This window comes from Pseudoflavonifractor gallinarum (assembly GCF_014982855.1).
Classification (GTDB): domain Bacteria; phylum Bacillota; class Clostridia; order Oscillospirales; family Oscillospiraceae; genus Pseudoflavonifractor_A; species Pseudoflavonifractor_A gallinarum.
The window spans coordinates 223,873-247,761 of the sequence record NZ_JADCKF010000002.1 but is presented as its reverse complement, the minus strand read 5'-3'; the positions used below and the strand labels follow the sequence as shown (position 1 = coordinate 247,761).

The 23,889-nt window shown below is 62.8% G+C and carries 21 protein-coding genes and 1 riboswitch; of the genes, 13 read left to right on the top strand and 8 right to left on the bottom strand.

Features of this window, described 5'->3' with window-relative positions:
* Positions 1-22: 22 nt before the first annotated feature.
* Both INF37_RS03185 and INF37_RS03180 read right to left on the bottom strand, forming a co-directional pair.
* Positions 23-493 carry a (2Fe-2S)-binding protein gene (locus tag INF37_RS03185; RefSeq protein ID WP_193536359.1) on the bottom strand — a complete coding sequence of 157 codons (471 nt, stop codon included), beginning with the start codon at positions 491-493 and terminating at the stop codon, positions 23-25.
* Positions 494-696: 203 nt separating this feature from the next.
* A complete protein-coding gene (locus INF37_RS03180) occupies positions 697-2,091 on the bottom strand; it encodes a uracil-xanthine permease family protein (protein WP_193536357.1) in 1,395 nt (464 codons plus the stop codon).
* Between the two features lie 592 nt (positions 2,092-2,683).
* Here INF37_RS03180 and INF37_RS03175 point away from each other — a divergent pair.
* The 11 genes from INF37_RS03175 to INF37_RS03125 all read left to right on the top strand — a co-directional run bounded on the left by INF37_RS03175 (position 2,684) and on the right by INF37_RS03125 (position 13,590).
* Positions 2,684-3,430, top strand: coding sequence for a GntR family transcriptional regulator (locus tag INF37_RS03175; RefSeq protein WP_101693616.1), 747 nt, complete (start codon positions 2,684-2,686; stop codon positions 3,428-3,430).
* Positions 3,431-3,927: 497 nt separating this feature from the next.
* Entirely contained in the window at positions 3,928-5,481 is a 1,554-nt protein-coding gene (locus tag INF37_RS03170; protein WP_193536355.1) for an ABC transporter ATP-binding protein, read from the top strand.
* Complete coding sequence (locus INF37_RS03165) at positions 5,478-6,560, top strand: ABC transporter permease (RefSeq protein ID WP_101693618.1); 1,083 nt, start codon at positions 5,478-5,480, stop codon at positions 6,558-6,560. Before INF37_RS03170 ends, INF37_RS03165 begins: the two co-directional genes overlap by 4 nt.
* Positions 6,560-7,480 (top strand): ABC transporter permease, encoded by a 921-nt coding sequence (locus INF37_RS03160; protein WP_101693619.1) that lies wholly within the window; start codon positions 6,560-6,562, stop codon positions 7,478-7,480. Before INF37_RS03165 ends, INF37_RS03160 begins: the two co-directional genes overlap by 1 nt.
* Before the next feature lie 117 nt (positions 7,481-7,597).
* On the top strand, positions 7,598-8,650 hold the full coding sequence (locus tag INF37_RS03155) for a BMP family lipoprotein (protein WP_193536353.1): 1,053 nt from the start codon (positions 7,598-7,600) through the stop codon (positions 8,648-8,650).
* A 134-nt stretch (positions 8,651-8,784) separates the two neighbouring features.
* Positions 8,785-9,915, top strand: coding sequence for an NAD(P)/FAD-dependent oxidoreductase (locus INF37_RS03150; protein WP_193536351.1), 1,131 nt, complete (start codon positions 8,785-8,787; stop codon positions 9,913-9,915).
* A gap of 14 nt (positions 9,916-9,929) precedes the next feature.
* Positions 9,930-10,241, top strand: coding sequence for a (2Fe-2S)-binding protein (locus INF37_RS03145; protein WP_101693622.1), 312 nt, complete (start codon positions 9,930-9,932; stop codon positions 10,239-10,241).
* On the top strand, positions 10,238-11,317 hold the full coding sequence (locus INF37_RS03140; RefSeq protein WP_193536349.1) for an NAD(P)/FAD-dependent oxidoreductase: 1,080 nt from the start codon (positions 10,238-10,240) through the stop codon (positions 11,315-11,317). The genes INF37_RS03145 and INF37_RS03140 overlap by 4 nt, the downstream gene beginning before the upstream one ends.
* Positions 11,314-11,637, top strand: coding sequence for a (2Fe-2S)-binding protein (locus tag INF37_RS03135; RefSeq protein ID WP_101693624.1), 324 nt, complete (start codon positions 11,314-11,316; stop codon positions 11,635-11,637). The genes INF37_RS03140 and INF37_RS03135 overlap by 4 nt, the downstream gene beginning before the upstream one ends.
* Positions 11,618-12,034 (top strand): 4Fe-4S dicluster domain-containing protein, encoded by a 417-nt coding sequence (locus tag INF37_RS03130; protein WP_193536347.1) that lies wholly within the window; start codon positions 11,618-11,620, stop codon positions 12,032-12,034. Before INF37_RS03135 ends, INF37_RS03130 begins: the two co-directional genes overlap by 20 nt.
* A gap of 512 nt (positions 12,035-12,546) precedes the next feature.
* Positions 12,547-13,590: a BMP family lipoprotein gene (locus INF37_RS03125; protein ID WP_193536345.1), complete on the top strand. Its 1,044-nt coding sequence runs from the start codon at positions 12,547-12,549 to the stop codon at positions 13,588-13,590.
* A gap of 443 nt (positions 13,591-14,033) precedes the next feature.
* On the opposite strand, the gene metK is transcribed toward INF37_RS03125, so the two are convergent.
* From metK to INF37_RS03105, 4 genes are all read right to left on the bottom strand, one after another.
* On the bottom strand, positions 14,034-15,218 hold the full coding sequence (metK, locus tag INF37_RS03120) for a methionine adenosyltransferase (protein WP_101693627.1): 1,185 nt from the start codon (positions 15,216-15,218) through the stop codon (positions 14,034-14,036).
* Between the two features lie 98 nt (positions 15,219-15,316).
* Positions 15,317-15,432: riboswitch (SAM riboswitch) on the bottom strand.
* Positions 15,433-15,508: 76 nt separating this feature from the next.
* Positions 15,509-16,753 (bottom strand): adenosylhomocysteinase, encoded by a 1,245-nt coding sequence (locus INF37_RS03115; RefSeq protein ID WP_101693628.1) that lies wholly within the window; start codon positions 16,751-16,753, stop codon positions 15,509-15,511.
* A 115-nt stretch (positions 16,754-16,868) separates the two neighbouring features.
* Positions 16,869-18,992 carry a sodium-translocating pyrophosphatase gene (locus INF37_RS03110; RefSeq protein ID WP_235964170.1) on the bottom strand — a complete coding sequence of 708 codons (2,124 nt, stop codon included), beginning with the start codon at positions 18,990-18,992 and terminating at the stop codon, positions 16,869-16,871.
* 251 nt (positions 18,993-19,243) lie between these two features.
* Entirely contained in the window at positions 19,244-19,942 is a 699-nt protein-coding gene (locus INF37_RS03105; RefSeq protein ID WP_186962864.1) for a hypothetical protein, read from the bottom strand.
* A 232-nt stretch (positions 19,943-20,174) separates the two neighbouring features.
* On the opposite strand from INF37_RS03105, the gene udp reads away from it, so the two are divergent.
* The gene (udp, locus tag INF37_RS03100) at positions 20,175-20,948 is read left to right on the top strand and encodes a uridine phosphorylase (protein ID WP_193536343.1); all 774 of its coding nucleotides are present in this window, start codon (positions 20,175-20,177) and stop codon (positions 20,946-20,948) included.
* Between the two features lie 90 nt (positions 20,949-21,038).
* Positions 21,039-21,311 carry a hypothetical protein gene (locus tag INF37_RS03095; protein WP_101693632.1) on the top strand — a complete coding sequence of 91 codons (273 nt, stop codon included), beginning with the start codon at positions 21,039-21,041 and terminating at the stop codon, positions 21,309-21,311.
* A gap of 66 nt (positions 21,312-21,377) precedes the next feature.
* Here the strand turns inward: INF37_RS03095 and feoB are convergent, their stop codons facing one another.
* Positions 21,378-23,519: a ferrous iron transport protein B gene (gene feoB / locus INF37_RS03090; RefSeq protein ID WP_193536341.1), complete on the bottom strand. Its 2,142-nt coding sequence runs from the start codon at positions 23,517-23,519 to the stop codon at positions 21,378-21,380.
* Positions 23,510-23,788: a FeoA family protein gene (locus INF37_RS03085; RefSeq protein WP_101693633.1), complete on the bottom strand. Its 279-nt coding sequence runs from the start codon at positions 23,786-23,788 to the stop codon at positions 23,510-23,512. The genes feoB and INF37_RS03085 overlap by 10 nt, the downstream gene beginning before the upstream one ends.
* Positions 23,789-23,889 lie beyond the last annotated feature (101 nt).

Genomic DNA, 23,889 nt, shown 5'->3' with positions numbered 1-23,889 from the left:
TGCGTCCTTTCCTGTATCCTCGTTAAGCGTTGCGCATGCGCTCGGCGGCCAGCCGGATGGCCTCCACGATCTTCACATACCCGGTGCAGCGGCACAGGTTGTTGGAGATCGCGGCGCGGATCTCCTCCTCAGAGGGATCCAGGTTCCTGTCCAGCAGAGCCTTGGCCGACATCACCATGCCCGGCGTGCAGTAACCGCACTGGACCGCGCCGGCATCGATGAACGCCTGCTGGATGGGATGGAGCTCCGGACCGTTGGACAGGCCCTCGATGGTCCAGATGTCCTTGCCCACGGCCTTAGGGGCCAGCACCAGGCAGGAGTTGACCGCCTCGCCGTCGATGATCACCTTACAGGCACCACAGTCGCCGGTGTTGCATCCACATTTGGCGCCGGTCAGGTCCAGGACCTCACGCAGAACATAGAGCAGCGTCCAGTTTTTCTCCACCTGGACCGACTTGACTTCTCCGTTGATTTTCAGTTCAATGGATTCCATAGTTACCCGTTCTCCTTCATAAGTCTTATTAATGGTTCCCTGGCCCTATTATACCGAATCTCATCGGAAATGTCACGCAGTCTTCATATCTCTTTCGCCTGTTTTTTTGAAAAAAACAACCAAACTTCAGGGTCTGTTTTTGGCAGATCGGGCAAGGGCGGTTTCCCGCCCCTGTCCCGCCCGCCGGAACCGGTACAAAATGCTTACTTCTTGCCGCTCTTCTGGGTCTGGGCGGCCACTTTGGCCTCGGCCTCAGCCTCCAGGCGGGCGTTCTCGGCGGCCTGCTTGGCCTCGAACTCCTTGTCCGCCTTGCTGCGGGGCAGGATGATGTTGAGGACCAGAGCGGTCATGGCGGTGCCGGGGATGCCGGTGATGAGGGTCAGCACGGTGGAGGGCAGGAAGCTCAGGCTGGCGGAAGCGGCGCTGCCGCCGATGCCCACCACGATGGCCATGGCCAGGATGGTGATGTCACGCTTGCTCATACGGCTCATGCCGATCACGCGGATACCGGAGGCCGCGATGGTACCGAAGGAAACGAAGAGCACGCCGCCCAGGACGGGGTAGGGAGTCAGAGCCAGGATCTGGGCGAACTTGGGGAAGAAGGCCAGGATGCCGATGATGATGCCGCCGGCCAGGGTGACGAAGCGGCTGCCCACACCGGTCATGGTGATGATGCCCACGTTGGGGGAGCCGGAGATCACGGGCAGGCCGTTGAACAGGGCGGCAAACACACTGCCCAGGCCGTCGCCGCTGACGGCGCGCATGAGCTCTTTCTTGGTGGGCAGGCGGTCCTCCACGCCGGAGACCACGCCGGTGGTGTCGCCGATGTTCTCCATGACGGTGGCGATGTGCACGATGCACAGGGTGATGATGGCGCTGAAGTTAAAGCCGAAGCCGAAGTTCACGGGCTTGGGCAGAGCCAGCCAGGAGGCGGTGCCCACGCTGGCGAAGTCCACCAGACCCAGCACCACGCACAGGACGTAGCCCACGACGATAGCGATCAGGATGGAGCAGGACTGGACGAAGCCCTTGGTGAAGGAGTCCAGCACCAGAGTGAGAACCAGAGTAAAGAGAGCGATGCCCACGAAGAGCCAGATCTGAGGCTCATTGGCGGGGTCCGCGGAGTTGTTGACCATGTAGCTGAAGGCGCTGCCCATCAGGCACATACCGACGGCCAGCACGGCGCTGCCGGTCACCACGGGGGAGAAGAAGCGATGCAGATACTTGACCGCCAGAGGGCCGAGTACGGTCAGCGCGATGGCCGCCACAAAGGAGGATCCGAACACCGTGCCGATGGGCATGTCCTTGGAGAGGGCCACCATGGGAGCGATCAGGGTGTAGCTGCCGCCGGTAACGATGGGAAGACGGGCGCCCAGAGGGCCGATGCCTACCGACTGGATGATGGTGGCCACGGCACAGATGAGCATGGCACACTGGACGACCAGGGCGGTATCCTGGCTGTTCATGCCCATGCCGGTCGCCAGCATCAGTGCGCCGGACAGCGTGCCTGCGAAAGCGGAGAGCACGTGCTGGAACGCAAGGGGAATGGTCTTTACAAGGGTTGGCTTGTCGTTGATTCCATACTTGAGGTTTTCCATCTCGAATCCACCTTCTTTTGGATTTACAGAACGCCGAGAGACAGGATATATAACACCTTATTTCATATCTTCCGCAATAACACTCATTTCACTGGGGTTCCCGGCTGGGGTCACCGCGTCTGAATCATCTCTCCTTGGTCTTTTGTAGTACTAAGGTCAGTATAGACCGCTCCGTCTAATATGTCAATTTTATTTATGGATTTCCCTCATTTTTATTAATTCTGTATAATATGCTAAATTTCAAATGCTAATTTTACTTTTTTATGTTCCGCTTCTATCTCTTTTCATTCACTTTATATGACTTTTTAGTATATTAGTACTACCAAATATTTTTTTGAGCCTCTTTCTTCGGCACTTTCACAAAGTAGAACGAACGGTTTTGCAGGGTCTTTCCTTCTATTCTGCATTTCTTCCATTTACAAAAATCAATTTTTTCGCTACACGAACCTTCCGATTGTCTATTTTATCTTATTTTCCGGTTTCATTTTTTCTTTTTTTCGTTTATTTGAATATAGTCTTGCATTCAACAGGTCCGGGAGGTATAATAAGGATGTTTCTCAGGCGAATTAAACTTTGTTGGACGTGGTACTAGATGGATGATCAGTTGCATATCCTGCGGGTAGACAATAAGCAGCTCTCCTATAAAACAAAGCGTGCGCTCTTGGATCTCATCCGCACTTCAAGTCAGGACAACGCCCCTTTCAAACTTCCCAATGAGGACGAGCTCTCACGCCGGCTGGGCATCAGCCGGAATGTGCTGCGTGACGCGCTGGCCTCTCTGGAGGAAATGGGTGTGGTCACCCGTCGGCGCGGAAAGGGTACCATTGCCAATCCGCAGCTGGCCGACAACGCGTTCCGGCTGGATACCGCTCCGGAGCTCTTCCGCTCCATGGAGGAGGCCGGCTACCACCCCCGGATCGAGTCTCTGAACCTGGGCTTCGTGTTCCAGAACGACCCCGCTTTCGGTCCGGAGTCTACCTCTTATTTAAATACCGAAAAACTGGGCTGGATCGACGGCGTCGTGGCCGCCTACTGTACCGACCACATCGACGGGCGTTTTGCCGAGCCCGCCCGGGATTCCATCTTCAAGCTCCAGAACATGGGGCACTATCAGTTCCTGGAGCAGTACTGCCACACCACCATGGCCTACACCCTCTCCCACATCGACGCGGTCATCCCGCCCCCCGCTGTGATCGAGCTGATGCACCTGGGCGAGCACGAGCCAGTCCTTCTGATGGACGACTATGTCTATAACTACGACCATGAGATCGTGGCCCACTCCACCATCTATTTCCGCAGCGGGTTCCTGGACCTCAAGTTCCTGCGGAAAAACTGGTAAGGCCGCCTTACCGGCTGGAAATCCCCCCGATCTGACCCTTTGTGAGGGTACGTCAAACCTGTTTTACGATGCGATGACTCTGTAACAGATTTGACGTGCCCTCTTCTTTTTTTGTCTTTTCTGTTTCTTTTTTATTTAAACTGTATAGTCTTATGATGTTATAATGTATTTCTTTTGTGTAATATTCCATTGCGATTCCCGCGTTTTTTTGCCCGATCTTTCCTTCTTTTTTATAGAATAATGCTCTATTTTAAGTTTCTTCTTTTTCATAATCTACACACCCTTTCGTGAGATTTGTCAAAATTATATTGACTTTACCAGGCTGTCTTTATATAATCATCATAAGTTGTATGTAGTACAAAGGACTTGTACCTCTGTCTCTGCATCTGCGATCTGCTGGAAAGCCTGTCTACCGTGTCCCTGCGGTTCTCCGGCGCTTCGAACGGAAAAGCTCGTGTTCCCATCGGCAAACAAACCAATCCGAAAGGAGCCAGAAAATGAACGTTGTAGAAATGCATGGCATCTGCAAATACTTCGGGAATTTTTGTGCCAACAAGAACATCGAATTTACCCTGAAGCAAGGCGAAGTCCATGCGCTGCTCGGCGAAAACGGAGCCGGTAAGTCCACCCTGATGAACATCCTTTACGGCCTTTACGCCCATGACGAAGGACATATTCTCATCAACGGGGAAGAAGTTCACATGTCCAGCCCCAGCGTGGCCATTCAGCACGGCATCGGCATGGTGCACCAGCACTTCATGCTGATCCCCCAGCTCACCGTCACGCAGAACATCTTCCTCGGCATGGATAAAGAGACGGGTATCGTCCACCACATCAAAGAGCTGGACAAAAAGGTCCAGGAGCTCAACGACCGGTTTGGCTTCAACGTCAATCCCCAGTCCCTGATTTGGCAGATCCCCGTTGGCGTGCAGCAGAAGGTGGAGATCCTCAAGGTCCTGATGCGTCAGGCCAAGATCCTCATTCTGGATGAGCCCACCGCTGTTCTGACTCCCAACGAGGTGGAAGAGCTCTTTACCTCCATCCGGATGCTGGCCGACAGCGGCTATTCCATCATCCTCATCACCCACAAGATGAGCGAGGTTATGACCTACGCCGACCGCGTCACCGTCATGCGTCTGGGCGAGGTGATCGGCTCGGTCAACGTCAAGGACACCACCGAGGAAGAGCTGGCCCACATGATGGTGGGCCGCGACGTCCATCTGGAGCGGCAGATCGAGCCCAAGGAGCCCGGCCGGCCCCTGCTGGAGATCGACCATCTCCGCGTCAAGAACGACAAGGGCCTGCCCGCGGTGGACGGCATCTCCTTCGCGGTCCACGCCGGTGAGATCGTCGGCATCGCCGGCGTCGACGGCAACGGCCAACTGGAGCTGGGCGAGGCCATCGTCGGCGGACGCAAGATCGAGGACGGCGACATCCGTCTGGACGGCGAGTCGGTCACCAAGGCCAACATCCGCCGCCACCTGGATCTGGGCCTGGCCCACATCCCGGACGACCGCCTCACCAAGGGTCTGGTCCTCCAGTTCCCCATCAAGCAGAACCTGATCATGGGCACCCAGCGCAAGGCCCCCTTTGCCCACGGTCTCATGGCCGACAACCACGCCATCACCAAGCACGGCGTCGAGATGGTGGAGGCCTTTGATATCCGTCCCCACGATCCCGAGTATCTGGCCGGCGGCCTCTCCGGCGGCAACCAGCAGAAGGTCATTCTGGCCCGCGAGGTCTCCCGTGACCCCAAGGTCATGCTGGCCATCCAGCCCACCCGCGGCCTGGATATCGGCGCCATCGAGTTCGTCCGCTCCAAGCTGGTGGAGGAGCGCGCCAAGGATAAGGCGGTCCTGCTCATCTCCACCGACCTGGACGAGATCCTCTCCCTCTCCGACCGTATCCTGGTCATGCACGGCGGGCGCGTCATGGGTGAGGTCTCTCCCGATGTCGACGTCAGCATTCTCGGCCTGATGATGGCCGGTAAGAGCCAAGAAGATCTGAAGGCGGAGCAGCACGCTGCCGCAGGAGGAGGCGTCCAAGGATGAAAGAAAAACTGACGGGACTGTTACAGTCCATCTGGAAACCCCTGGTGGCGGTGTTCTTCGCCGTCATCTGCAGCTGGCTGCTGCTGACGGCCTTCGGCTATCCGGCCAATGAGGCCTTTGTCTCCCTGTGGGACGCCACCTTCGGCAATCTCCGCGTGTTCGGCAACACCCTGAACAAGGCCTGTCCCCTTCTGTTCACCGGTATCGCCGTGGCCATCGGCAACCGCGGCAGCGTCTTTAACATCGGCGCAGAAGGTCAGTTCATCATGGGCTGTACCGCCGCCACCTGGGTGGGCATCACCTTCACCTATATGCCCGGTATCCTCCTGATGATCCTCATGGTTCTGGCCGGTGCGCTGGCCGGTGCCGCCTGGGCCTTCATCCCCGGTCTCCTCAAGACCAAGTTCAGCATCTCTGAGATCATCACCACCATCATGTTCAACTACATCGCCCTCCAGCTGGTGGGCTATCTGGTCCGCAACCCCATGCGCGACCTGAGCCAGGCCGAGCCCCAGTCCTACACCATCGCGGAGCAGGGCTTCATGCCTTACCTCATCGCCAAGACCAAGCTGCATCCCGGCTTCCTTTTCGGCTGCATCGCCGCTGTGGTCATCTTCATCCTGCTCTTCAAGACCTACTTCGGCTATGAAGTGCGCGCCGTGGGCTACAACTCCACCGCGGCCAAGTACGGCGGCATCAACGTCAGCCGCACCATGATCTCCACCATGCTCATCTCCGGCGCTCTGGCCGGCATGGGCGGCGCGTTCGAGGTGGCCGGCTCCGCCCACTACCTCTACGAGAAGATCTCCAACGGCTACGGCTACACCGCCATCGCCGTGGCCATCCTGGCCAACAACAACCCCATCGGCGTCATCCTCAGCTCCCTGCTCTTCGGCTTCCTGGCGTCCGGTTCCACTGCCATGCAGCGCAACATCGGCGTCTCCTCTTCCTTCGCTGACATCGTGCAGGGCATCATCATCATCTTTGTCGCTGTGGCCGCGGTCAGCCGCGTGAAGAAAAAGCGTACCGCTCCGGCCCGTCCCGGTAAAAAGCCTGTTTTGAAGGAGGCGAAGCAGTAATGGATCTCTCTTCTTTCCTCGCTGCGACGATTCGCATGGCCATTCCCCTTCTGATCGCTGCTCTGGGCCTGGTGGTCTCTGAGCGCGCCGGCCTCATCAACATCGGCGTGGAGGGTACCATGCTTACCGGTGCCTTTGCCGCCTTCGCCGTGGCCTACTACACCAACAACTACTGGCTGGGCATGCTGGCCGGTATGCTGGCAGGCTGCTTCATGACGCTGATCTTTGCGGTGGCCTCCATCCGCTTCAGGGCACCCCAGGTGGTCATCGGCTGCGCCATCAACATGCTGGGCTCCGGCTTCACCGCCGTTTTGTTCCGCAAGATGTTCTTTGACGCGCAGACCGGCGGCACCCAGGTCACCCCCTTCCCTCCCATCCAGATCCCCGGCCTCTCCAGCATCCCCTTCATCGGTGAGGTCTTCTTCCAGCACAACATCATCGTCTACATCGGCTTCATCTTGGTTCCGGCCATCTGGTTCCTGATGAACCGCACCTCCATCGGCACCCGGATCATCGCCGTGGGCGAGCATCCCAAGGCGGCCGACAGCCTGGGCATCAACGTCTTCACCACCCGCTATGCCGCCACCCTCTTCAGCGGATTGCTGATGGGTATGGCCGGCGCCTACCTGGCCATCGCCCAGTCCAACACCTTCCAGGTGGACATGACCGGCGGCAAGGGCTACATCGCCATGGCCGTGGTGGTCCTGGGCAAGTGGAAGCCCGGCGGCGTGCTTCTGGGTGCTCTGATCTTCGGCGGCTCCAATGCCCTGCAGATGACCCTCCAGAACGCGGGCCTCAACATCCCCAACAACCTCATCCTGATGGTGCCCTACATCGTCACCGTTCTGGCTGTTCTGGCCGCCTGCAAGAAGAAGGCCGTGGACGCCAGCGCCAAGGGCGTGGCCTACGAGAAGGCGTAAGCATTCCCATCCAAGCACCCTTCCTCAGCAGAATGTATGGATCCTATTTGATCACGTTTTATCCCATTCCGTAACCAAAACCATTGGTTTTAAAAACATTTTATTGGAGGAATGAACATGAAAAAGCTGATCCCTTTGATCCTGTCCGGCGCGCTCCTGCTCGGTACTGCTGCCTGCGGCGGCGGCACCGCCACCACTCCTGAGGGCAGCACTCCTCCCGCCGAGGGCGGCAGCGAGGCTTCCGACGTGAAGATCGGCATCCTGATCCCCGGCTCCCCCACCGACGGCGGCTTCTCCCAGCAGGGCGCCGAGGCCGGCAAGAAGCTGGAGGAGAACTACGGCTACGAGGTGGCCACCGTTGAGGCCGGCACCGCCGACGTCATCAAGTCCGAGGCCGAGACCATGGCCGCTGAGGGCTACAAGATCGTCTTCGGTCACGGCGGTCAGTGCTCCGCTCCCTTCGCTGAGATCTGCGAGGACTATCCCGACACCTGGTTCGTCACCTTCGGCGGCACCGAGATCCGGGACAACCTCTTCCCCGTGTGCATGTGCGCGGAGGAAGGCACCTATGTGCTGGGCGTGGCGGCCGGTATGATGACTCAGACCGACAACATCGCCTTCACCCTGGGCGGCGACTACCCCGCCTACACCAAGACCACCATGGGCTTCGCCCTGGGCGCCAAGAGCGTCAACCCCGACCTGAAGATCCAGGAGGCCGTCCTCAGCTCCCCCGACTCCAACGAGTGCTATGAGACCACTATGAACCAGATCAAGAGCGGAGCCGACTTCATCCTCTCCAACTCCAACGAGGGTCAGGCCGGCGCCATGAAGGCCGTGGGCGAGAGCGAGAACGTCTACACCTTCGGCTGCCTGGGCAACTTCTTCGACATGGCTCCCGGCAAGGTTCTGGGCAACATCATCGGCGACTACAACGTGGGCTATGACGAGGCCACCAAGGCCATCATGGAAGGCACTGCTGAGGCCGAGATCATGTACCTGACCATCGCCAACGGCTGTGTGTCCGTGGAGTGGAACCCCGACATCCCGCTGCCCGAGGACGTGCAGGCTGCCGTGGATCAGGCCTACGAGGACATCAAGAGCGGCAAGATCGACGTTCCCAACGAGTATGAGCAGGACGCTGCCAAGGAGCAGCTGGCTGCCTACAACTAACCTCTGCTTTTCCAACGCGATCCTTTGAACTTCGCATTATCTCCTCACCGAATATACGAGGAGGGCCGGCGCAGCTGCGCCGGCCCTTTTTCGTTTTCCACCCTCTATCTCAACTGATGAAAGGAGCCTTTCCCATGAAGCCACGTGTGGTACTGATCGGCGGCGGTCTGATGTCCGCCGCGGCGGCAGCGGCTCTGGCCCGGGCCGGACATCCGGTCACCGTGCTGGAAAAGGGCGAACTGGCCTGCGGCGCCTCGGGCGCCAACCTGGGGCAGCTCTCCCTCTTCGACCGCATCGAGCCCTGGCACTATGCCCTGGCCTGCGAGACCTTTGAGGAGTTCTCCCACCTGGGAGAGACCATCGAATACGACTGCTCCGGCGGCGTGGTGGTCCTCCAGGATGAGGCCCAGTACGAGGGGGCCCTCCCCGTCTGCGACGCCCTGCGCCGCCTGGGCGAGCCCGCCCGCATCCTGGTGGGAAAGGAGGCCCGGGAGGTGGAGCCCTTCCTGGACGACACGGTGATCCACAGCGTGCTCCACTGCCCCCATGAGGGCAAGCTCAACCCCCTGCTCACCACCCTCCACTACTACCGCCAGGCCGAGGACGCCGGGGCGGAGATCCGCCTCCACACCTGCGTGACCGGATTTGAGACCTGCGGCGACACCGTCACCGCCGTACAGACCAACCAGGGCCGGGTGGAGGGCGACCTCTTTGTCAACGCCGCCGGCGCCTGGAGCCTGGATCTGGCCGGGATGCTGGGGCTCTCCATCCCCCTGGGCTACCACCGGGCCACCGCCTTCGTCTCCCAGCCCGTTCCCCCCTGCATCCGGGGTCCCATCGTGGGCGGCGAGATGTTCCTGGCCCACCGGGACATGTCCCTGCGCCGCCACATCGGTCTGGGCGGCGTGCAGACCGCCCACGGCAGCGTCATCATTGCCCAGGCCACCGAGACCTCCGGGGTGGACAGCCGGGAGGTCACGCTCCCCGGCCTGTGCCTCACGGCCCGCACCTTCCTGGACCACTTCCCCACCCTGGGCGACCTGGAGATCGTCCGGGCCTGGGCCTGCGTCACCCCCTTCACCCACGACGGGCTCCCCATCTTCGGCTTCAGCCGCTCCTTCCCCAACCTCTTCCACTTCACCGGCTTCAAGGGGGCCTTCTCCATCGCCCCCGCCGCCGCCCGCGTGCTGGTGCGCGCCCTGGACGAGGGCTTCGTGTGGGAGGGCGACGCCTTCTCCCCCGACCGTACCGTCTCTGCCCTTTGAAAGGAGGAATTTTGATGCATCGGATCCAACAACATCCCATCCTCTCCGTGGAGGAGCGCCCCGTGGTCCACATCACGGTGGACGGCACCCCCATCGAGGCCCGGGAGGGAGATACCATCGCCGCCGCCCTCATGGCCAACGGCATCCGCACCTTCCGCCACACCGCCCGCTATCACGAGCCCCGGGGCCTCTTCTGCGGCATCGGCCAGTGCACCGACTGCGTGATGGAGGTGGACGGAAAGCCCAACGTGAAAACCTGCATCACCCGGGTCCGGGAGGGCATGACCGTCCGCACCCAGGAGGGAAATGGAGGGAGCGCTTCATGAAACACTATGATGTGATCGTGGTGGGGGCCGGACCCGCCGGTCTGGGAGCCGCCATCGAGGCCGGACGGCAGGGCGCCAAGGTCCTCCTGCTGGATGAGAACGACCGCCCCGGCGGCCAGCTTTTCAAGCAGATCCACAAGTTCTTCGGCTCCCGGGAGCACTACGCCGGGACCCGGGGCTTCGCCATCGGCCGCCAGCTGCTCCAGGAGGCCGAGGAGGCCGGGGTGGAGATACACCTGGGCCGCCGGGTGTGGGGCATCTTCCCCGACGGCAGCGTCACCGCCGCCAACGACACCGAGAGCGTCCGCTACCAGGGCTCCTACCTCATCCTGGCCACCGGCGCCTCGGAGAACGCCCTGGCCTTCCCCGGCTGCACCCTCCCCGGCGTGATGACCGCCGGCGCGGCCCAGACCTTCGCCAACGTCCACCACGTCCTGCCCGGGCAGAACATCGTGATGGTGGGCTCGGGCAACGTGGGCCTCATCGTCACCTATCAGCTCCTCCAGGCGGGGGCCAACGTCAAGGCCATCCTGGAGGCCGCCCCCAAGCTCTCCGGCTACGCCGTCCACGCCGGAAAGGTCCGCCGGGCGGGCGTGCCCGTCCTTCTGAGCCACACGGTCACCCGGGCCATGGGCGACGGCTCCCTGGAGGCCGTGGAGATCGCCCAGGTGGACGAGCACTTCGCCCCCATCCCGGGCACCGAGCAGGTCATCCCCTGCGACACCCTCTGCCTGGCCGTGGGCCTCACCCCCCGGGTGGAGCTGGCCGACGTGAGCGGGTGCGACCTGGTCTGGTCCGGACCCCTGGGCGGAAAGCTCCCCCGCCACAACCGGCACATGGAGAGCAGCCGCTCCAACATCCTGGTGGCCGGCGACCTGGCCGGCATCGAGGAGGCCAGCACCGCCCTGGACGAGGGACGCCTGGCCGGCACCCGGGCCGCCTACCGCCTGGGCCTGCTGGACGTGGGGACCTACGAGGGCCGCCGGGCCGAGATCCAGGGCCGCCTGGACCGGCTGCGCCAGGGACCCTTTGGAGAAAAACGCCGCCGCGCGAAAGAGGAGGTCTGGAAGGCATGAAACAGGAACGCGATATCGTCTGCCGCTGCGAAGAGGTGACCCGGGAGGAGATCATGGAGGCCATCCGGCTGGGGGATGACTCCCTGGACGCCATCAAGAAGCGCACCCGGGCGGGCATGGGCTTTTGTCAGGGCCGCACCTGCAAGCGCCTCATCGCCCAGATTTTAAGCGCCTATTACCACCTGCCAGTGGACCAGTTTCTCCCCGGCAGCATCCGTCTGCCCATCATGCCCATCCGCCTGAGTCTGCTGGCCGAGACCGTGGACGGCGCGGTGGAGAGCGAGGAAGGAGGAGAGGTCCATGCGCCGGATTCTCATTGACTGTAAGGAGCACATCCCCTGCAACCCCTGTCAGTTCGCCTGTCCCACCCATGCCATCGTGGTGGGAGAGGACATCACGGAGCTCCCCCACGCCGACTCGGAGAAGTGCGTGGGCTGCGGGGCCTGCGTGGCCGCCTGCCCCGGTCAGGCCTGCTTCCTGATCGACCCCGACTTCAGCGAGAGCGAGGCCACCATCGACTTTCCCTATGAGTACCTCCCCCTCCCCCCGGTGGGGCTGGAGGTGGAGGCCCGGAACAACCTGGGCGAGACCCTGTGCACCGGGCGGGTGGTCAAGGTCCTCTCCCTCACCGCCTACGACCACACCAACCTGGTGCGCATGGCCGTCCCCAAGGACCTGGTCCAGCAGGTCCGGGGCATGAAGCCCTGGCGGGGATAAGAGCCGCTTGTCGAACCAGTTCGACAAGCTTTCTCAAAAATGCAAGCATTTTTTCGAATGGGATGCAGGCCGCTGCGCGCACTTCGTCGGGTCAAAGTCCGCACCGTTCACCCCGGCCTGACGGCCAGGGTTCACTCCGCTCCCTTGCCCCTCCTCTCCCAAACAAACCCGCTTCGCTGGGCTTCGTTTGGGTTCCCGGCTCGCGCACTGGCGGCCTGAGGGGAGTGTTTTCCGACGTACATGCCGCCGGAAAACACGATCCCACTCTATTCCGCCGTCTGCGGACGGCGGAACTCTGCGAGGCTCTGAGCGCCAAAGAGCCAGAACTCTGTGTTTCAACACACTTGAAGCGCCCCGGTCGGTGCCGGGGCGCTCTCTTTTTGCGCATCTGGCCCAAAGGCCTGCGGGCTTCCCAGGGCGCTTTTTGTCTATTCCTGCGTTTGACTCTTCTCCATTCTCTGTGCTAATATGTTTCAGGAAATCGGTTACATGAGAAAAAAGGAGAAAGATTTATGAAGAAAGTTCTGACCCTGTTCCTGGCGGCCCTCCTGTGGGCCGGTCTGGCGGGCTGCACGGCGGGCTCTGCCGCGTCCTCCCAGCGTCCCGCCTCCCCCTCTGCCGGAGTGGAGTACCCCTCCCAGACCAAGGTGGGCTTCCTGCTGCCCGGCGACCCGGCGGAGGACCGCTTCTCCGGCGTGGCGGACAAGGCCGCCCAGGAAATCAAGGCTACTTACGGATACAGCGTGAAGGTGGAGACCGCCTCCACCGACGAGGCCATTTCCGCCGCGGCCCAGGCCATGGCGGAGGAGGGCTTCGCCATCATCTACGGCCACGGCGGCCAGTGCGCCGCCCCCTTTGCCGCCCTGTGTGAGCAGTACCCCGACACCTGGTTCGTGACCGTGGGCGGCGACCAGGTGAAGGACAACCTCTTCCCCATCACCATGTGCGCCGAGGAGGGTGCCTATCTGGCCGGCGTCCTGGCCGGTCTCACCACCGAGAGCGGCATTCTGGGCGTGAGCCGCAGCGCCGACTATCCCGCCATCAACAAGACCACCAACGGCTTCATCCTGGGCGCCAAGAGCGTCAACCCCCAGGTGGAGATCCTGGAGACCGTTCTGGACGGTCCCGACGGTGAGGCCGCCTATGCCGCCGTACAGGAGCAGCTCGCCGCCGGCGCGGACGTGATCTTCAGCAACACCAACGAGGCCCAGCCCTCCGCCCTCCAGGCTGTCCAGGAGAACGGCAAAGCCCGCGCCTTCGGCATGCTGGGCAACTACACCGAGTACGCCCCGGAGCAGCTCATGGGCAACGTCCTGTGTGACTATGTGGAGGCCTACCGCCAGGCCACCGAGGCCATCATGGCCGGCACCATCACCGAGTCCGCCCCCATGTTCATGACCACCGGCAACGGCTGCGTGAACTTCTACTGGAACGACGCCGTCAAGGCCCAGCTTTCCACCGAGGCGGTCCAGGCGGTGGAGGACACCTTCCTGGCCATCAAGTCCGGCGAGATCCAGGTGCCCAACGAATTTGAGCAGGATCAGATTTCTTTCTGAGCTTGAACCCTGCCGCAAAACAGAATCCCCCGTTCCGCCAGTCGGCGGAACGGGGGCTATGTATTGCTGTATGTTGGAGGCACAGAGCCTCGCAGAGTTCCGCTGTCCGCAGACGGCGGAACAAAGTTTGATCGTGTTTTCCGGCGGCGTGTACGTCGGAAAACACTCCTCTCAGGCCGCAAGTGTGCGAGCCGGGAACCCAAACGAAGCCCAGCAAAGCGGGTTTGTTTGGGAGAGGAGGGGCAAGGGAGTGAAGTGAGCCCTGGCCGCAAGGCCAGGGGGAACGGTACGGACTTTGCCCCGACGAAGTGCATGCGGCGGCCTGCATCCCCTCGAAAAAATGCTTGCATTTTTGAGAAGCGTGTCGAACTGGTTCGACACGCAAATCCCCCGTCCCGCCAGTCGGCGGAACGGGGGATTTTTTCTCACACGAGATGGGATTCTTACTTCAGGTTGGCCTTGAGGGCGTCGATCCGGTCGGTGCGCTCCCAGGTCAGATCCAGGTCGGTGCGGCCGAAGTGGCCGTAGGCGGCCAGCTTCCGGTAGATGGGCTTACGCAGCTCCAGGTCCCGGATGATGGCGGTGGGACGCAGGTCGAAGGTCTTTTCCACCGCCTCTTCCAGGGCCAGGTCGGAGACCTTGCCGGTGCCGAAGGTGTCCACCCGGATGGAGACCGGCTCAGCCACGCCGATGGCGTAGGCCAGCTGGACCTGGCAGCGGCTGGCCAGACCGGCCGCCACCACGTGCTTGGCCACCCAGCGGGCGGCGTAGGCGGCAGAGCGGTCCACCTTGGTGGGGTCCTTGCCGGAGAAGGCGCCGCCGCCGTGGGGGGCGCTTCCGCCGTAGGTGTCCACGATGATCTTGCGGCCGGTGAGGCCGGAGTCGCCCTGGGGACCGCCGATCACGAAGCGGCCGGTGGGGTTTACGTAGATCTTGGTGTTCTCGTCCAGCAGCTCAGCGGGGATGGTGGGCTTGATGACCAGCTCGATCATGTCCTTGCGGATCTGCTCCAGGCTGGCCTCGGGGCCGTGCTGGGTGGAGAGGACCACTGCGTCCACCCGGACGGGCTTGTTGTTCTCGTCATACTCCACGGTGACCTGGGTCTTGCCGTCGGGGCGCAGGTAGTCCACCAGGCCCTCCTTGCGCACCGCGGTCAGGCGCATGGCCATCTTGTGGGCCAGGGAGATGGCCAGGGGCATGAGCTCGGGGGTCTCGTCGCAGGCATAGCCGAACATCATGCCCTGGTCGCCGGCGCCGTTGGTCAGGTCCTCGCCCTGGCCGCCCTCCTTGGCCTCCAGGGACTGGTCCACGCCCAGGGCGATGTCGGCGGACTGCTCGTCGATGGAGGTGATGACGGCGCAGGTGTCGCAGTCAAAGCCGTACTTGGCCCGGTCGTAGCCGATCTCCCGGATGACCTCCCGGGCGATCTTGGGGATGTCCACATAGCAGTGGGTGGTGATCTCGCCCATCACGTTGACGAGACCGGTGGTGACGGTGGTCTCACAGGCCACGCGGCCCATGGGGTCCTGCTCCAGAATGGCGTCCAGCACCGCGTCGGAGATCTGGTCGCAGATTTTGTCGGGATGTCCCTCGGTCACGGATTCCGAAGTAAAAAGTCGCTTTGCCAATTTGATTCCTTCCTTTCCAAAATACACGCCTTGCCGAGAACGGGAACCACAAAAAAGCGCTCCGCCGGACGGCGGAGCGCATGGAGTCTTGTTGTCCATCCTCATCTTTCGATTTACACCGCCGGATTTGGCACCTTTCCTTCCCGCGTGTTACGGCGTTCAGGCAGGTTGCCGGGCTTCATAGGGCCGTTCCCTCCACCTCTCTCGATAAGGCTATTCAGTTGGTACAAGGTATTCTATCCTCTTTGCCGAAACTTGTCAAGAGTCAATTCCAACTATATTGCTGGGATTTATGCCTTCCAGCCGTTGAGATAGGCCCGCTGGTCCTCGGTCAGGGCGTCGATGTGCAGGCCCATGGCGGCCAGCTTGACCCGGCCGATCTCGTCGTCGATGGAGTCGGGCACGTTGTAGACCTTCTTCTCCAGCTCGTCCCGGTGCTTCACCAGCCACTCCAGGGCCAGGGCCTGGACCGAGAAGGACATGTCCATGATCTCGGCCGGGTGGCCGTTGCCCGCCGCCAGGTTGACCAGGCGGCCCTCTCCGATGACGTTGAGCACCCGTCCGTCGGGCAGGGTGTAGCCCTCGATGGAGTCCCGGCGGATCTCCCGCTTGACGGCCATGGCGGCCAGGGAGGCCACGTCCACCTCGCAGTCGAAGTGGCCGGCGTTGGTGAGGATGGCGTTGTGCTTCATCTTCTCAAAGTGGCGGGGGGTGATGACGTCCTTACAGCCGGTGACCGTGACGAACACGTCGCCCAGGGCGGCGGCCTCGTCCATGGTCATGACCCTAAAGCCGTTCATGGTGGCGTCCAGGGCCTTGAAGGGGTCCACCTCGGTGACGATGACGTTGGCCCCCATGCCGCTGGCCCGCATGGCCACGCCCTTGCCGCACCAGCCGTATCCGGCCACCACCACGGTCTTGCCCGCCACCACCAGGTTGGTGGTGTGCATGATGGCGTCCCACACCGACTGGCCCGTGCCGTACTTGTTGTCGTAGTAGTGCTTGGCCTTGGCGTCGTTGACCGCCATCATGGCGCAGGGCAGGATGCCCTCCCGCTCCCGGGCCCGCAGGCGGAGGATGCCGGTGGTGGTCTCCTCACAGCCGCCGATCAGGTTCTCCCCCAGGTCGGCGCACTTCCCGCCCAGCAGGTGGATGAGGTCGCCCCCGTCGTCCACCACCAGGTGGGGCTTGAAGCGCAGGGTCTCAATGAGATGGGCCTCATACTCCTCCGCCGTGGCGCCGTGGATGCCGAAGGTCTCCACCCCCATGCTGTCCAGCCCCGCGGCCACGTCGTCCTGGGTGGAGAGGGGGTTGGAGCCGGTCAGGCGCACCTCCGCCCCGCCCTTCTGGAGCACATAGCCCAGATTGGCGGTCTTGGCCTCCAGATGGACGGATACGGCCACCCGCAGTCCCGCAAAGGGGCGCTCCCGCTCAAAGCGGGCCTCGATCCCGCCCAGGGCGGGCATGAAATCCCGCACCCACTGGATCTTCCGGCGGCCGGACTCGGCCAGGGACCTGTCTTTTACGATGCTCATGGGGACATGACCTCCTGTTTGTGATGGTATGTTTTCCTTTGGAATGATTATAGCAGACTGCCTGTCAAAAGAAAACCCCGCGGACCGGAGGGTCCGCGGGGCAGAGTGTGTCCGATTAGCCCAGGAAGAACTGGCTGACGCTGATGACCAGACCGCAGAACACGATGGACACGGTGGAGACCAGCTTGATGAGGATGTTCAGAGAGGGGCCGGAGGTATCCTTGAAGGGATCGCCCACGGTGTCGCCGATGACGGCGGCCTTGTGGCAGTCGGAACCCTTACCGCCGTGCTTACCGGACTCGATGTACTTCTTGGCGTTGTCCCAGGCGCCGCCGGCGTTGGACATGAACACGGCCATGGCGAAGCCGGTGACGGTCACGCCGCCCAGCAGGCCCACAACGGCCTCCACGCCCAGGATACAGCCGGTGACGATGGGCACCACGATGGCCAGCAGAGAGGGAACCACCATCTCATGCAGGGCGCCGCGGGTGCACAGGTCCACGCAGGAGGCGTAGTCGGGATCGGTCTTGCCCTCCATGATGCCGGCGATCTCCTTGAACTGACGGCGGACCTCCACCACGATGGACTGGGCCGCACGCTGCACGCCGCTCATGGTGAGGGCAGCGAAGATGAAGGTGAGCATGGCGCCCACGAAGATGCCCACCAGCACGGCGGGGTTGGTGAGGGCCAGGTCGATCTCTCCGCCGATCTTGCCCTTGACCACGTCCACATAGGAGACCAGCAGGGCCAGAGCGGTGAGGGCGGCGGAGCCGATGGCGAAGCCCTTACCGGTGGCGGCGGTGGTGTTGCCCAGGGAGTCCAGGGCGTCGGTGCGGTTGCGGACCTCCTCGCCCAGGCCGCTCATCTCAGCGATGCCGCCGGCGTTGTCGGCCACGGGGCCGTAGGCGTCGGTAGCCAGAGTGATGCCCAGGGTGGAGAGCATGCCCACCGCGGCGATGCCGATGCCGTACAGGCCCTTATTGAAGAGCTCGGCATAGTCGGCGGAAGAGGTGGACAGGGAGCCGCCGGCGGCCAGGAAGGAGACAATGATGGCGATGCCCACGATGACCACAGGAGCGGCGGTGGACATCATGCCCAGGGAGATACCGCCGATGATGGTGGTGGCGGCGCCGGTCTCGGTGGAGTCGGCCAGCTTCTGGGTGGGCTTGTAAGTATCAGAGGTGTAGTACTCGGTGAAGTAGCCGATGGCGCAGCCGGCCACCAGACCGGCCAGGATGGCCACATAGACGCCCATGCTGCCCAGGATGAAGTAGGTCAGAGGAGCGGCCAGGATGGCGGCCAGGATGGCGGCGGTGTAAGTGCCCTTGCGCAGGGTGCCCAGCAGGTCGCGCTGGCTGGCGCCCTCTTTGGTGCGGATGAGGAAGGTGCCCAGGACGGAGCAGATCACGCCCACCACGGCGATGGCCACGGGCAGGAGCATGGCGTTCCAGGCCTTGTCGGCGCCGGCATAGGCGGAGGCGCCCAGGGCGAAGGTAGCCAGGATGGAGCCAACGTAGGACTCATAGAGGTCGGCGCCCATGCCGGCCACGTCGCCCACGTTGTCGCCCACGTTGTCGGCGATGGTGGCGGGGTTGCGGGGGTCATCCTCGGGGATGCCGGCCTCTACCTTGCCCACCAGGTCGGCGCCCACGTCGGCGGCCTTGGTGAAGATGCCGCCGCCCACACGGGCGAACAGAGCCATGAAGGAGGCGCCCATGCCGAACATAACCATGGTCTGGGCGATCTTGGTGGCGTCATAGCCGGCCACATACTTCAGGATGTGGAACCAGACGGACACGTCCAGCAGGCCCAGGCCCACCACGGTGAAGCCCATGACCGCGCCGGAGGAGAAGGCCACGTTCAAGCCGCGGTTGAGGCTCTCGTGCGCGGCGTGGGCGGTGCGGGCATTGGAAGAGGTGGCGATCTTCATGCCGATGAAGCCGGCCAGGGCGGAGTAGATGCCGCCGGTCAGGAAAGCAAAGGGAATAAACCAGTTGTCCAGCTGATTGGTGGCCACCAGGATCAGCAGGATCACGAAGACCACGGCAAAGATCCTTGCCACGGTGGAATACTGGCGCTTCAGATACGCGTTGGCACCCTGACGGATGGAAGAGGCGATCTTCTGCATCAGTTCGGTGCCCTCGGAGAACTTGAGCACCTTGCGGCTCTGGACCACGGCGAAGAGCAGCGCGATCACCGCGCCCACCAGCCCGATCCAGAAGAGGTTCTGTGCGTTCATTTTCCCAACTCCTTTAATCATGTGGAAACCACGCTAAGGGGCGGCTTCCTTCTCTCTTTGATGCCTTAATCTTAGCGCAAATCCACTGCATTTTGCAAGCTCTTCCTGTTCCATAATTGTACTGACAATATCATTTTTACTCTTTACACAATTTATATGATTTTATCCTTTTCTTTTCATCCATTATTACCAAATCAAACCCATTAAAAAGCGCCCTCTGTCCGCAGACAGAGAGCGCTTTTACCGCCGGCTTAAATGACCCACTCGCTGTGGATCAGCCCCACCAGATACCACTGCTCCTCATAGGCGGAAAACACCAGCTTAAGGGAGCACCAGTCGAACTGCTCCTTCTCCGGCCGCAGGCCGGGAAAGTAGCACTCCACAAAGCGGTCCTCCGGGAAGATCTCCCGGACATTCTCCAGGGCGTTGCCACTGGCCAGCACCTGGTCCACCGCCTGCTCGGGGGCATAGAGATAGTCGGCATTGTACACATAGGTACAGATATACTCCGGTATGGTCAGACTGATCTGGTCGCCCACACCGTCCCGGAATCCCCAGAGATACCGGGTCTTGTCCTCCGCGGCATCGGCGATCTGGTCGGGCAGGAAGCACAGATCGCTCTCCGGGTCCACGGTGGAGTAGGGGGTGAAGGTCACACCCTTGACCGGATGGACCATTTGACTCAATGCGGCATAGTCTTCCTCTGACAGGCTCGTCAGCACTTCCTTGGCCCGCTCCAGCAGGAGGGCGTCGTCCCCTGTGTCCAGGGGAGGGCGCGCCGTCTCGCGGGACGGGGCGGCACCGCGGCTGGGCAGTGCGGCGGAGGAGGCGGTGCGCATCGTATTGCGCACGGGCAGTTCTCTCCCAAAGAAAAAACTGCTGGTGCACAGACTTCCGATCGCAACGCAGCAGCACAGGACGAGCACGCACAGGGAAACGGCCTTTTTCATAGGACACCTCGCTTCCATGGGATACGGCTTCCCTATTGTACTGTAATATGATCAAAAAAACAACAACAAATGGTTACAAAACCGGCGCAGATGTCAAATGTTCTTGCGACTTTGTTCGATCTGTTCTATAATAAAGCTGTTCCAAACCGCACATAGAGCGCGGTTTCGCCCCGCTGCGCGCCGCGCTCTCCTTCTGAACGGATTCTGATTTGGAAACATGAGGTGATTTTGTATGCATGAGCATGAACTGCAATTCCATATCCAGTGTGGGCAGGGCGACGTGGGCCGCTACTGCATCCTGCCCGGCGATCCCGGCCGCTGCGAGAAGATCGCCGCCTACTTCGACAACCCGGTCAAGGTCCAGTCCAACCGGGAGTACACCACCTACACCGGCACCCTGCTGGGGGAAAAGGTGAGCGTGTGCTCCACCGGCATCGGCGGCCCCTCCGCCGTCATCGCCATGGAGGAGCTGCACAAGATCGGCGCCGACACCTTTATCCGGGTGGGCACCTGCGGCGGCATCAACCTGAAGGTCAAGAGCGACGACGTGGTCATCGCCACCGGCGCCATCCGCCACGAGGGGGCCAGCCGGGAGTATGCCCCCATCGAGTTCCCCGCCGTGTCCGACTACGAGGTCCAGGAGGCCCTGGTGGCCGCCGCCAAGGACCTGGGCAAGCCCTGGCACGCCGGCGTGGTCCAGTGCAAGGACTCCTTCTACGGGCAGCACGACCCCAGCCGCATGCCCGTGTCCTACGAGCTGCTCCACAAGTGGGAGGCCTGGAAGCGCCTGGGCGTGCTGGCCTCCGAGATGGAATCGGCCGCCCTTTTCTGCTGCGCCGCCGCCCTGGGCGTGCGCTGCGGCTCCTGCTTCCACGTGATCTGGAACCAGGAGCGGGAGCTGGCCGGCCTCGATCAGGCCGAGAGCCACGATCTCTCCGCCGCCATCGAGGTGGGCATTGAGGCCCTGAAAAAACTCATCCTGGCCGACCGGGCCAGACAGGCGTGATCCCACGCCCCCTTGGAACGCTGCCGCGCCGGACCGAACTGCCGGCGCGGCAGCCGATTTTGATTCTCAAATGTAAGGAGGTCCTTTCCAATGGAAGAAACCACCGTGGTGCGGCTGGAGGCCTGGCACCTGCTGGATGAGGAGCGGGGGGCGCCCTATCTCTGCCGCGCCCTGTCCCTGCCCGAGGGGGACGATGTCCTCTCCTGCCTGTCGGACACCCTCAGCGACGGGGAAACCTCCCTGGGTCTGGTACTCATCGGGGCCGACCTGATGCGGGAGAGCAGCTGGGGAAAGCAGCTGCTGGGCGTCCTGACCCAGGCCGCCAACACCAACCGGAAGCTGCACCTGGTTTTCCGCGACTAAAAAACATGCAGGCATTTTTAAGAGGGGGAGAGCGCCCTAGGGCGCTCTCCCCCTCTTTTCTTATGCTCACACAAGACCCAACAGGCGGGCCAGGGCGGCCGTCAGGATGCACAGCCCCATCCCCACCGCCGTGGGCAGAAGCCAGGCCAGCGCCGTCCACTTCCAGCTGCCGCTCTCCTTCCGCACCGTGAGACAGGTGGTGGAGCAGGGCCAGTGGAAGAGGGAGAAGAGGATCATGCACACCGCGGTCAGTCCGGTCCAGCCCTGCTCCACCAACAAAGCCCGCATCTCCTCCAGCTCCCCCAGCTCCAGCAGGCTCCCGGAGGAGAGATAGGTCATCAGGATCAGGGGCAGGACGATCTCGTTGGCCGGAAAGCCCAGGAGAAAGGCCATCAGGATCACTCCGTCCAGCCCCATCAGCCGCCCCAGGGGGTCCAGAAAGGCGGTGCAGTGCTGGAGGATGCTCCCCCCCTGCACCTCCACATTGGCGCACAGCCAGATCACCAGCCCCGCCGGAGCGGCCACCGCCGCCGCCCGGGCCAGCACGAAGAGGGTGCGGTCCAGCACCGAACGCACGATCACCTGCCCCACCCGGGGCCGGCGGTAGGGGGGCAATTCCAGCGTAAAGGAGGAGGGGGCCCCCTTCAGCACGGTGGCCGAGAGGAGCCGGGAGGCCCAGAAGGTCAGGACCACCCCCAGCACGATGAGCCCCGTCAGGAGGACCGCCGCCCCCAGGCTCTCCCCCCATCCCCCGGCGGTCCCCACGAAGAACATGGAGATCAGGGCGATCAGGGTGGGAAAGCGGCCGTTGCAGGGCACAAAGCTGTTGGTCAGCATGGCGATGAGCCGCTCCCGGGGGGAGTCGATGATGCGGCACCCGGTCACCCCCGCCGCGTTGCACCCGAAGCCCATGGCCATGGTGAGGGCCTGCTTGCCGCAGGCGTGGGCCTTCTGGAAGGCGTGGTCCAGCACAAAGGCCACCCGGGGCAGGTATCCGAAGTCCTCCAGCAGGGTAAAGAGGGGGAAGAAGATGGCCATGGGGGGCAGCATGACTCCCACCACCCAGGCCAGGGTCCGGTACACCCCCAGCACCAGCATGTCGTGGAGCCACTGGGGCGCGCCCAGGTAAGTAAAGAGCCCGCTCAGCCGGTCCTGGAGCCAGAACAGCCCCTGGGAGAGGAGCTGAGAGGGGTAGTTGGCCCCCGCCAGGGTCAGCCAGAACACCCCGGCCAGCAGCAGGAGCATCACCGGGATCCCGGTCAGACGGCTGGTGAAGATCCGGTCCAGCCGCCGGTCCCGGCGATGGCTGTCCGCCTGAACCGAGGAGACCACCGCGTGGGCCATGTCCTCGGCCCGCCAGATGAGGCAGGAGACCAGCCGCTCCCGGAGCAGCTCCCCCTCCAGGCCCACCCTGGCCAGCTCGGCGCGCACCTCGGTGAGACAGCGGGCGATGCCCGGCTCCTCCCGCAGGTCCCGGCCCAGGGCCTGTGTGATGGACGCCAGCGCGGAGCTCTCCCCGTCCAGCAGGCGCAGGGCCGTCCACCGGGGCGGAAGGGCCCCGCACCGCCCGGACACCTGGGTGGTCAGCACCTCCAGCGCCCGCTCGATGGGCGGGAGATACCGGGGGAGTTTTGCCTGGGGCGGATGGGCGATCACGTCCTCCACCGCCGCCAGGAGCTCCTCCAGCCCCTCCCCCCGGCCGGCCGCCGTCCCCACCACCGGGACCCCCAGCCGCCGGGAGAGCTCTGCCAGGTCCACCGAGATCCCCTTCCGCTCCGCCTCGTCCAGGAGATTGACGCACACCACCGTGCGGCTGTGGAGCTCCAGGGTCTGGAGGACCAGGTTCAGGTTGCGCTCCAGCCCGGTGGCGTCGCACACCACCACCGCCGCGTCCGCCCCGCCGAAGCAGAGAAAATCCCGGGCCGCCTCCTCCTCCGCCGAGCGGGCCAGGAGGGAGTAGGTCCCCGGAAGATCCACCAGCAGATAGCCCCGCCCTTTGTGTTCACACCGCCCCTGGGCGGCCGCCACCGTCTTTCCCGGCCAGTTGCCGGTGTGCTGCCGCAGATGGGTCAGGGCGTTGAAGAGGGTGGATTTCCCCACGTTTGGGTTCCCCGCCAGGGCGATGACCCGGTCCTCCGGGTGTTCCCGGCGCAGGACCCACTTCCCCTCCACCGCGCCCGTACCGGTGGAGGCCGCGGTCAGTCCCATGCGCCCACCGCCTCCTCTTCCAGGGGGAGCTCCGCCCCCGCAAAGAGACAGACCTCCTCCGCGTCCGCCCGGCGCAGGGCGATGACCGCTCCCCGGAAGGCATAGGCCGCCGGGTCCCCCGCCGGACTCTTGCCCACACAGGTCACCCGGGTGCCGGGGACCAACCCCAGATCCATCAGCCGCCGCCTCAGGGCCGAGGCGGCCTCCACCCGGCACACCCGTGCCTCCTCGCCCACACCCAGGGCGCTCAGTCGTGGTTGTTCTCTCATATATGAAACCCTCCGGACATATGGATGATGTTGGCAGTCTCTGCCAGGAGGAAAGGGAGTTTCCTCCTCCTATCCTATGGTGTTCGCGCCCCCGGCGTGCC